The following is an 11,084-nucleotide window of genomic DNA, read 5'->3' on the forward strand; positions in this document are numbered from 1 at the left end:
GAAACTACAAAGTGCAAGAATGACTCATAGAAGTGTGTATCGCTCTCTTTTACAATTAAGTCATCCAAACAGCGAAAGGGAAGTCGATATGAAACTAAACGGAGTGTTCAAGGAACTGTACAAGAATCGCACCTTGCTGCTCATGTTCCTCCCCGTCGGGGTACTATTCTTGCTTTTTAACTATTTGCCGCTGGCGGGTCTTGTCATCGCTTTCAAAAATTTCGATTTCTCCAAAGGGATTTTTGGTAGTGAATGGATGAACCCGCTGCTCAGCAATTTTGATTATGTATTCTCTTCACCGGTAGCCTTTCGGGCTATCCGCAACACGATTCTGCTCAATGCGCTCTTCATTGCTATAGGGTTAGTGTTTGAAGTAGGATTTGCTCTATTGCTGAATGAGATGCGTAACAAGTATTTCAAACGGATTACCCAGTCGTTGACCTTTCTACCATTCTTCATTTCCTGGATCGTCGTAGGCGTATTTGCTTACAACCTGCTGAACTTTGAGAACGGTGCAGTCAACCGCTTTCTGGAATACCTGCATCTGCAGCCGATAGACTTCTATAGCCGGGCCGAGCTGTGGCCAGCCATTCTGACCATTGCAGCACGCTGGAAAATAACCGGTTACGGCACGATAGTTTATCTGGCGGCCTTAACCTCTGTTGACAATTCTTATTATGAAGCCGCTTCAATTGACGGAGCTTCCAGATGGCAGCAGATTCGTTATATCAGTATTCCGATGCTGCGGCCAACGATCATCATCCTGACCCTTCTGGCGGTAGGAAGAATCATGAATGCGGACTTCGGCATGTTCTATGCCATGGTAGGGGATGCTTCACTGCTCTTCCCGACCACGGATGTTATTGACACCTTCGTCTACCGGAGCTTGCGTAAATCCGGTGACATCGGGATGGCTTCCGCTGCGGGCTTCCTTCAGTCCTTTGTCGCCTTCTTCCTGGTGCTTGGCAGCAACTATGCGGCACGCAAAATTGACAAAGACTCAGCGATATTCTAAAGGCTGTGTGTCCGAGGTGCTAGCTAATCTAATGGAGGCACTTCGGATACCAGGCACATCATACTTTTAGGAGGTCATCCCACACGATGTCAGCACGAAAATTTTCCCTCAGCCAGTTTCTTATTGCTCTGGTCATCGGCCTGTTCAGTCTGGCCTGCCTATTCCCGTTCCTGATGGTAGTCTCAGGCTCACTGAGTACAGAGAAGGACATCATGCAGTATGGTTATTCTCTTTGGCCAAAGACGATTACTTTTGACTCCTACCGAATCCTGCTGCTTGGCTCCAACCGTATATTCCAGGCTTACGGGGTCAGCACATTCGTTACAATCGTCGGTACCGTATTGTCCCTGTTCCTGACGAGTATGGGCGCTTATGTTATGGCCCGCCGTTCCTTTAAATACCGGAATATTCTTTCGATCTTCGTCATTATCACCATGCTCTTCAGCGGGGGACTCGTGCCTTGGTATATTATTATCGTCAGATACCTGCACTTGAAAGATACGATTTGGGCACTTATTCTGCCGTCTCTGGCTAATGCCTTCAACATGTTCCTCATCAGAAACTTTATGCTCTCCATCCCTGAAGATTTGCACGAATCGGCCAAAATGGACGGTGCTGGTGAATTCCGCATCTATGCCCGGCTGATCATGCCGCTGGCTTTACCCGTTCTAGCGACTGTTGGTTTGTTCGTAGCCTTGGGCTATTGGAACGACTGGTTCCTCGGTCTGATGTTCGTCGATAAGCAGGAGCTTCAGCCATTGCAGCTGTTGCTGCGCACACTGATCTCTAATGTCGAGTTCTTGAAGAGCTCCAGCAATGCGGCGGCGATGCAGCGGATCTCGACCCAGATTCCTTCCGAGTCGATCAAGATGGCGCTCACAGTCATCACGATTGGCCCGATCATTTTCCTCTATCCGTTCTTACAGCGTTACTTTGTAAAAGGCCTCATGGTTGGGGCTGTAAAAGGTTAACTATGCCGACCACGGTCGTATAGTATAAATTACATTTCAAAAAGGGGAGATTTGGATGCGCAAAAGCATCGGTAGATTTCAGCTAATCCTAACCGCACTCCTGCTGTTCAGTTTAGTCTTGTCCGCATGTGGCGGTAGTAACAACAATACCACTTCAAATGCAGGCGAAAAGACGAATGCTGGCGGAGGAAGTGACACAGCAGCAACGAAGACTGAGAATGAAGTTACCCTTAAATTCTATTTCGGCGGTGATAAGAAGGCTGCCACAGATGAAGTCTGGTCCAAAATCAGTGAGTATGTGAAAGCCAAAGGTCTTAATGTCAAATTTGACATCAACTTTATCCCGTTTGGTGACTTCAAGGAGAAAATGCTCGTTATGGCCGCATCCGGCGATAGCTGGGACATGAACTTTGACGGCGACTGGCTCTCCTACAAGCAAATGGCGGCTAAAGGCTCCTATATGGCCCTGAATGATCTGCTGCCGAAATATGCACCTAATCTGGAGAAGAAATACGAAGAGCAGGGTACATTGGGCGCAGCAACAGTAAACGGCCAAATTGTCGGATTGCCATGGACGATGAAAATGAATGAACGTAAATTTGCCGGCTGGCGTTCGGATCTTGCCGAGAAGGCAGGCATTAACATTGCGCCGGATTCTATCCAAACGATTGAAGATGTAGACAATCTGCTCCGTGAGTTGAAAAAAGCTTACCCGAACGATAAGCTGTCCCGTACTACACCGTTGTCCCTCTATTACATCCGCGATGAATGGGTGGACCTGAACTTCCACGGTCTGGGCTTCTACCTGAATGATCCGAAGATTACCGTTCAACCAGTTGAACAACAACCGTTCTTCCTGGAGGCTTCGCAGCTGGCGAAGAAATGGTATGATGACAAGCTGATCAACAGAGATGCCATGATTGATAAAGAAGGCGCTGAAGACCAGTGGAGAAACGGCAAGCTGCTCTTTACCGTGACTTCTCATGAATGGGCTTACGCTGATCCAGGCTTCTCCGATTCTTCCTTTAAACAAGGAATGTCGCTCCTTTATCCTGATAAGAAATACGTTAACCGTACCGCTCTTGCTAACGTAGTAGCGATCAATGTGAACTCCAAGAATCCAGACCGTGTGCTGCGTTTCCTCGATATGGTAGAAACGGATCAAACGCTGTATGATTTGCTGCAATATGGTATCGAAGGCAAAACTTATGTCCTGAACGGAGATGCTGCGGATTATCCGGAAGGTATGCAGTCCTCTACAAGTAACTATATGGAGTGGGGCGGACAATGGGCATTCTGGAAGCCGCAATTTATGCGCCCAACCACAACGTATGCTAAAGATTTCTGGGTGAAGGAAGCAGATTTCGCTAACCAGCCGAACAATGTGAACTCGCCAATCGACGGATTGTTCATTGCTGAAGACAGCATGAAGAATGAGCTGGCCAAGCGTGACCAAGCTACCGATGAGATTAGCAGACCGATCGAATACGGTATGGTGAAAGATGTTGAGAAATCTGTAGCCGATTATGTTGAGACTCAAAAGAAGAACGGACTCGATAAAATTATCTCTGAAACACAGAAACAAATTGATGCCTATCTTGCTGCCAAAAAATAAAGCTTGCGGCAAACAGGAAGCCGCCTTGGGGTGTGCTTCCTGTTTTTTAGTCATAGCGTCATTGTCTATCCGCGGGAATGAATGGCCAATAAACTATTGGAGGTGCGTTTGTGAGTACAAATCGATCATGGGTCAAGCTCCGGGTACAGGTATCACGGGTACTTGCGGCCCTGCTGCTGGTGTCCAGTATCCAGCTTCCTCTGGGCACGGTAAAGGCTGACGCCAACGCTGTGCATGTTAGCTTGGGAGAAACACCGGTTGAGGAGGGGCTATCCGCTAGGGCAGGTGATACTACCGACGGTCTGAAGACCGGAACGGTTACCGGAGTCACCTATTGGGAGACTGGCAAGGACCTCGGTACAAGCTACATCTATCTGGACGTGGACAACGATTATTTGTATGACAGCAATGATTACGATGTGGATGTCACTGTAGATTATTATGACGAGGGCAGCGGAAAGTTTGTTCTGCAATATGATGCCCAGACGGCAGCCTTCAAAGATGGAACTGTGTTTCAGTATGGCGACTCCAAGACCTGGAAAAGTCATACCTTCACACTGAAGGATGCCAAATTTGCAGACCGCACGAACGGAGCGGATATGCGGCTCAGTGTGGAAGGCGGGGGCATTGATGCTGCGGCTAACAAAGACCTTAAGGTTGCTGGTGTTACAGTTTCCAAGAAACTGAAAGCGGATTCAAATAAACAGGTCGCTATCAAGTTGGGGGCACAAGTCGACTCTAACGGTATTACCGCGAGACCTGGAGATGGACCAGCTACAGGTCTTTTGACTGGAACAAGGGACGGCAAAACTTACTGGCAGACGAATCAAAATGTAAGCTCGTCGGATCCGGGACAGAACGTCCTCTACTTCTATTTTAATGTGGGCGACGATTACTTGTATCAGAATACCGATCAGGATGTATTTGTAACAGTGGAATACTACGATCGCGGCAATGGTAGCATGGTTCTGCAGTATGATGCAGAGTCAGCGCATTTTAAAGATGCACCATTATTCACTTATAAAAATACAAATACTTGGAAGACACATACCTACAAATTAAGCGATGCTTATTTTGGTAACGGCACTAACGGTGGCGACTTCCGGCTTGGTGTTAGTGGCGCAGGCGCTCCGGCAGGTAATCCGGAACTGATCTTGGCTTCGGTAACGATCACGAAAGCTCCGCGCACTGCTGTGGATGCGCAGACCAAGGTATACACAACGAATTATGCAACACAGGATGTAGTTATAGCCGATGGCAGTGTCAAGGATTTTGGTGCTGTCGGGGATGGCGTTAAGGATGATACGCAGGCGTTCCAGGATGCCTTGACCGCAGCGGGCAACCGTGGAGGCGGGGTAGTCTTTGCGCCAGAAGGCCATTACAAGATTACCAGTAATCTCATCATTCCAACTGGCGTTACACTCCGCGGTGACTGGGTAAACCCTGACACAGTTAATAAGCAAGTAAAGGGTACGGTTCTCGAAGCTTACGGTGGTAGAGGAGATGCTGAAGCGCCAAGTTTCCTGCAGCTCGCTCCTTCCAGTGGTGTTACGAATCTATCGGTTTGGTATCCGGAGCAATCGGCAGAGCAGCCGGTCCTCTATCCATGGACCTTTGAGCAGCTCTCAGGTGATAGCGCTACCATTCAGAATGTGACAATGGTCAACTCCTATAATGGTATCAAAATCGGTCCGATCTGGAATGAGCTTCATTATGTCAAAAATGTATTCGGTACCGTACTGAACACCGGGATTTTCCTGGACTTCACCACAGATATCGGACGCCTTGAGCATGTTCGTCTAGCTCCTGATTATTGGTCCGGTTCCGGTCTGGCCGGGTCTCCGCAGAAGGAGCAATTGACGAATTATCTTACAGGCCATGCCGAAGGGATTGTCATGGGCCGTTCGGACTGGGAATATATGTCGGACATTTATCTGTCGGGCTTCAAGACCGGGATGCGCGTGACTACCAGAACGGATAGCCTGGAAACGGCAAATGCCCAGCTCTACAAAATCAATATTGAGCATTCCCAGGTAGCGCTCAAGATTGAAGGCGTCAATGATTATGGTCTGCTGGTGACTGACAGCAGCTTTAAAGCCGATGTCGGAGCCAATCCAATTGCCATTCAAGCTACGCCTGGGTTCCGCTCCATCGTCCAGTTCAACCAGGTGACGATCGGCGGTCAGCCGCATCAGGCAGTCGTCAATGAAGGAACGGGTATTCTTTCTTTTGAAAATAGTACTTTCGAGAACTGGGATGACCAGGCTGGCGGCTATGCTATTGTGGCCAAGGGCGGCTCGCTTATTCTTGGTCAGTCCACCTTCGACAAGCCGTCAAATCACATCTTACTTCAAGATACTGTGGCTGAAGTGAATGCTGTCAATTCCGGCTATGAGGGTCAGCTTCAGGTGAAGAATGAGAGCGAAGGCGCGCAGCTGAACATTCACCAGGATGACAAGTACAGCCTGGAGGCACTGCCAGAAGTAGCAGCTCTTGATCTGGCACAGCAGCCGAAGCCGGCAACAAACGGATTATACAATGTAACTGAACAACTTTACGGAGCTGATAAAAGCGGCCAAATCGACGCAGCTGCCATTGTGCAGCAGGCCCTTAATGATGCGAAGCTTGCCGGCGGCGGCACCGTGTATTTGCCAGCAGGGATCTACCGGTTGAACTCACCTATTACTGTGCCAAGTGGTGTTGAGCTGAGAGGATCATGGGATGTGCCCCATCATACGATTGGTGGCGGAACGGTGTTCTTCACCAATTATGGGGAAAATGATCCCGATGGCACACCACTGATCACTCTGGAAGCCTCCTCGGGGGTCAGAGGCTTGTCTGTTTATTATGACAAGCAGAACTGGAACACAGTGAAGCCTTATTCCTGGACGATTCAGGGGAAAGGCCATGGCGTGTACGCCATCAATACGACTTTGATCAACTCTTATCAAGGGATTGATTTTGGCAGCTATGATACCAGTGGACATTATATTGATTATGTCGCCGGTTCTCCGCTTAAAGAAGGGATCTTCCTCGGCGGCGGAGCAGAAGGCGGAATGGTCCGCAATGTCCAGTTTAACCCGCACTATTATGGAAGGAACAATTATCCGAATCATCCTGAAAGCGGCGAGGACTTCAATAAAGTCTGGAACTACCAGAAGGATCATCTGGATGCCTTCCGCGTAGGACATGTGAAGCAGGAGACCATCTTCAATACTTTTGTTTACGGTTCAATGTATGGCATTCATTTCGAGGAGCAGAATGGCTCTGGTCCGGAAGCGGTTGTCATCGGTCACGGAACGGATGGTAGTAAAAAAGGTGCCGTTATTGACAGTGCGGGTCCAGCAGGACTTTCCCTGATCAATACCGAGCTTGTATCGATGAGCAGCTCGGATAAAGTATATGTCGTAGTCGGCGAAGGCTTTGACTCCAAAGTTACGCTCTTCAACACTTCTATGTGGGGAGATACGACCCGTTCCTTCGATATTCACGCGGGAACCGTACGTATTCAGCAAGCTAACTTCACTACTGTTGGAGAACGGGGAATCAATGCTCTGGGCGGGGATACCGCATTATACAATTCCTACTTCCAACAGCCGCGCACTACACATGTCTATGCTGGGCCGGATATTAGCAAGCTGGTGATTTCTAACAACCTTTTCAAAGGTGGCATGCAGCTGGTTAACGAAGCTGTGAGTAAAGTATTTGGCACTAATCTGGTTCCGGTTGCCCTGGGCATTAAACGTAGTCCGTTCAATGCTAGTGAACCAGACAAAGCGAACAGCGTGCTCACCGTAACTAATGTAACAGAAGAACAGCCGCTGAGCGGGCGTCTGGAGTTACTGCAGCCTGCCGGATATGCCGGGAAGCTCAAGCCTGTCCGATTTGAAGGTATTGCTCTGGGACAGTCTTTGGAGATTGCCTTGCCATTCCTGTCCAGTGACACACTGAAATACCGTGTCACACTGGATGATGGCTATACTTATACAACTTCTGTCAGACTGGCACAGTCCTTTGCCGAGCGTAATGGAGCGGAATCGACGGTTACTCCGACGATTGAATTGTCCAGCATTGACCAATATTCCAGTGTAGGAGGTCAATGGAAAGGCACAGACGATCTCAGCGCCCATGCATCTGTAAGCTGGGATACCCAGAATCTGTACACCACGATTGTTGTGAAGGACGATGTGCATGCACAGACCTGGAGTGGCGGGGATATCTGGCAGGGCGACAGCATCCAGCTTGGCATTGATCTGTCCAAGAAAGATGGATCGGCCAGCAAAAATGTAAATGAGCTGGGCTTTGCCCTGAATAATCAAGGTAGTGTTACTAAGTGGAGATGGAGAGCACCGGAAGGGGTGCAAACCGGGGCGTTTAATAATGCCCAGGCAGACATTACCCGTGACGAATCCACCCATCTGACCACCTATAACCTGAAGATTCCGTTCAGTGAGCTGCACAAACCTGGATATACCTTCTCGCCTTCCGATGTGATCGGCTTCACGCTCTTGATCAACGAGAACGACGGAGCAGGTCGTGCCGGATTCATGGAGTACAATCAAGGCATTGGCTCCAGCAAGGATGCAACACTGTATGGCGATCTGATTCTGCTGGACAGCGCTTATGCCGGTCTGCTAGAGCAATCGGCAACAGCACAGGTTGCGCAAGCAGAGACGCATAAGGATATCACCCATAAGGATTCAGCAGCCAATTTTGTTAGTCTGCTGCCTGAAGGTCCGGTGAAGACTACATTGATTGCCCGGTTGGCAGCGATCGGAGGCTCGGTCGATCCCGGACCTGGCACTGATCCGGGCACTGACCCGGGGAATCCAAATCCAGGGAATCCAAATCCGGGCACTGATCCGGGGGGACAAAAGCCGGAACCCGGCACAGAAACGCCGTCTACCAGCAATCCAAGTTCGGGATCTTCATCCTCTGTCCCTGCGGCTTCCGGAAGCAAGACATCCATCACTCTGCGGGGAGATGGAACTGTCGAAGTAAAGACCGTACCTGTAGTGGATAGCGCAGCGCAATCGGCGAAGGCCGTTGTGGCATCATCGGAGCTTACAAGCGCTTTTGCTCAGGCTAAGCCTGATAAGAATGGGGTAAAACATGTATCTGTTCAGGTAGCATCAGCCAGCGGAGCCAAAGGCTATAGTATTGAGCTTCCTACTGCCTTCGTTGCCGCGGGTTCTCCAGATCAAGTGCTGGAGCTTGTACTGCCGACGGGAACACTTACTCTGCCGGGCAATCTGCTGGCATCCCTGAGTAAGGAGCTGGATACGACAGTAACCTTCTCCTTGCGAGAGGCTGACCGCACAAAATGGAGCAAGGACCTGCAATCTAAACTGGGTAGTCGCCCGGCAGTAGAACTGTCCATTTTGTCGGGGAACAAGACTCTTGCGTGGAGCGACAAGAATTCGAAGCTTACTCTGTCGTTACCTTACGTGCTCTCTGGCACCGAGCAAGCCCAAGCATCCGGCCTTGGAATTTGGAAAATTCTGCAGGATAAGCAGGGTGAAGCCGTAGCTGGAGCGAAATACGCAGACGGAACGGTTCAATTCAAGGTAACAGAAACAGGTCAATATGCGGTTGTTTTAACCGCGCCAATTTTTGCGGATTTGAGCAGTGTTCCTTGGGCGCAAGAAGCCATTGAACAACTCGCAGCTAAAGGAATCATACAAGGCGTGTCTGCTTCAGCCTTCAATCCAGAGGCACAGATCAAACGGGCAGACTTCGTGAAGTTGCTCGTGGACACTCTTGGCTTGACCGCAACCACCACTGCTAGTTTCAGTGATGTGGAGCAGGACGCTTACTACGCCGAAGCAGTGAGTATAGCCAAGGCTCTTGGTCTTGCAACGGGTTCCGGTGATGGTGCATTCCTGCCGAATGCGGCCATCAGCCGTGAAGAGGCAGCGGTCTTCATTGACCGTGCACTGAAGCTCCAGAAGATTGAGCTGGCGCAAGCCGGCACAAGCACACTGGGCGACTTCAAGGATTCCAGCCTTATCGCGGGCTATGCCCGAGGCAGCATTGGAACACTGGTGGAAGCCGGTCTGCTGCAGGGTAGCGGTAGCAGCCTGAATCCTAAAGGCAAGCTGACACGCGCAGAAACTTCCGTGCTGTTGTACCGGATTTATAGCCTGTAATGCCCGACTTTCAAATGCTTGAATAGGAAGGCTGTGTAAGTAAAAGGTTAAAGGTCTATAAAAAGGCGCCCTGAACAGTCCGTATATCGGTTGTTCGGGGCCCCTTTTGTTTGAAGGAGTTTAAGTAGTATGCGGAAAAAGGAAGTTCTAAAAGCGATAGCTCTAAAGAATGGCTAAAAACGAAGAGCAGCGATTCTCCAATAACGGGATCGCTGCTCTGTTAGCTTTTACAGTTTTGAAAATGAAGAGAGTCTGTCTCCGCTCGCAGAGAACCCAATAAAGGATTAGACTGGCCGATAGCCATTACTCTAACGGGCAGGATAGTTCCAATATGTGGTATTCTAAGGTAAGGGATTTGAACAGGGGGGGCAATGTTGAGGGAAATAAAGCATCCAGTTAAGAGTCCATCAAGTATTGGAACTATTATAAGTATGATTGCTCTTATATCGAGTCACTCTATTTTTGTATTGAGATTATGGGATCAGTTGGGTGTATTCTACACTTACGCTTCGTTAACAGCGTTTCTTATATGTTTAGTTGTACTGTTACTCGCATTGTACAGAACATTTTTTACGAAACCAACCGAGTTATGCCTATCCAATGAGCAAATCACATTAAATGGGAATATAATTCATTCAAGGGATATTAAAGTGTTAATGATCAGGGGGTACTTTAAACCTGTTATTGGGATATTACCTTACAGGAGGAAGATCGTCCCATTGGATATGGCATTTAGGTATTCAAAGGATGAAGATAAAGGTATCTCGGATTTAAAGAGTTGGGCAAAAATGAACAATGTAAAGATGGTCAATAAATCGTTTCAAACGTGGATATAGGTGTATTCAAAAGCACTATCCGGTACGGTCATTATCTTATTCAGAGGATGAGTTTAACCAGGATGACATGCTTGTTCGTTACACTCCCTCGAAATGATTCTGTTTCCTCACTCAGACTCATGAATTCGCAGGATTTCATCCTGTAGTTATAGTAAAGAAGGGGATGATGAAGGAACTGGTGGCTGGGAGATGGAGAATTGGGCATAGGTAAATAAAGGGTGAGTAAGGATCACCCATATTGTTCCATCATGTGCACGTCTCCACTTCACCCTAGCGATTCTCACTCCCATGTCTCAACGGGTCATAGCTCTTTCATTCCTTCGTCACATCTAACTAAGGGGTGGAGGTCGGTCTTTCTAACGGAACGGGTCCGAGCTCTTTTGTTTAACATCTCCCGATACTCCGTGCTTCTTGTCATCCTGCGAATGCATGAGTCGATGAGGATTGATTGGTTTTATGCTGTTTGCTGGAATACCTTGATCGGTTCGTAAGCGGTAC

The 11,084-nt window shown here is 48.7% G+C and carries 4 protein-coding genes; all 4 read left to right on the forward strand.

The genetic code is table 11. The annotated features are described in order from the left end of the window. The first annotated feature begins 88 nt into the window (after positions 1-88). The 4 genes from HPT30_RS03185 to HPT30_RS03200 all read left to right on the forward strand — a co-directional run bounded on the left by HPT30_RS03185 (position 89) and on the right by HPT30_RS03200 (position 9,750). Complete coding sequence (locus HPT30_RS03185; protein WP_066364530.1) at positions 89-1,015, forward strand: ABC transporter permease; 927 nt, start codon at positions 89-91, stop codon at positions 1,013-1,015. Positions 1,016-1,101: 86 nt separating this feature from the next. Continuing rightward, entirely contained in the window at positions 1,102-1,986 is an 885-nt protein-coding gene (locus HPT30_RS03190; protein ID WP_175370047.1) for a carbohydrate ABC transporter permease, read from the forward strand. Between the two features lie 55 nt (positions 1,987-2,041). Next, positions 2,042-3,601, forward strand: a complete 1,560-nt coding sequence (locus HPT30_RS03195) for an extracellular solute-binding protein (protein ID WP_175370048.1) — start codon at positions 2,042-2,044, stop codon at positions 3,599-3,601. Positions 3,602-3,711: 110 nt separating this feature from the next. Continuing rightward, on the forward strand, positions 3,712-9,750 hold the full coding sequence (locus HPT30_RS03200; protein ID WP_312876286.1) for an S-layer homology domain-containing protein: 6,039 nt from the start codon (positions 3,712-3,714) through the stop codon (positions 9,748-9,750). Positions 9,751-11,084: the final 1,334 nt, after the last annotated feature.

Origin of the sequence: Paenibacillus agri, from assembly GCF_013359945.1 — a bacterium.
In the GTDB taxonomy this organism is placed as follows: Bacteria; Bacillota; Bacilli; order Paenibacillales; family Paenibacillaceae; genus Paenibacillus_AQ; species Paenibacillus_AQ agri.